The organism is Adlercreutzia equolifaciens (assembly GCF_029076695.1).
In the GTDB taxonomy this organism is placed as follows: domain Bacteria; phylum Actinomycetota; class Coriobacteriia; order Coriobacteriales; family Eggerthellaceae; genus Adlercreutzia; species Adlercreutzia equolifaciens_A.
On sequence record NZ_JARFIK010000043.1, the window covers coordinates 1 to 446 of the forward strand.

Genomic DNA, 446 nt, shown 5'->3' on the forward strand with positions numbered 1-446 from the left:
GTGGAGCCTAGGGGGATCGACCCCCTGACCTCATGGCTGCCATCCATGCGCTCTCCCAGCTGAGCTAAGGCCCCGAAAAAGTGCGAGGACTATATTAGCATAACGGGACAGCAGCGCAAGAACTTTTTTGAGAAATTTTTCTCGCAGCTTCTTATGCGTCCCGTCAATGAAAGAACGCCCGCAGGGATATGCGGGCGTTCTTGTGCGAACCGTTGGATACGGTTGGTGCTTTTGCGTGGTTACTCCGCAGCCTCGGCGGTGGCGATTACCTGATCGATGATGCCGTCAAGGGCACCCTCCACGTTGTAGGCCTCCACCTTGCCCTCGTCCACCAGGCGGGCGAAGTTCGGGTCCATGGGCAGCGAGGCCACGGCGGGAATCTGGTACTTCTCGGCCACGGCGGCACCCTGGGGCTCACCGAAGATGTGATGCTCCTTGCCGCACTC

1 protein-coding gene and 1 tRNA gene are annotated in these 446 nt (G+C 59.4%); both read right to left on the minus strand.

The genetic code is table 11. The features are described from left to right. Nucleotide 1: 1 nt before the first annotated feature. A tRNA-Ala gene (locus tag PZH32_RS11370) sits at nucleotides 2-74 on the minus strand. Between the two features lie 165 nt (nucleotides 75-239). Next, the coding region (locus PZH32_RS11375) for a P-loop NTPase (RefSeq protein ID WP_275208364.1) at nucleotides 240-446 on the minus strand (207 nt) is incomplete at its 5' end.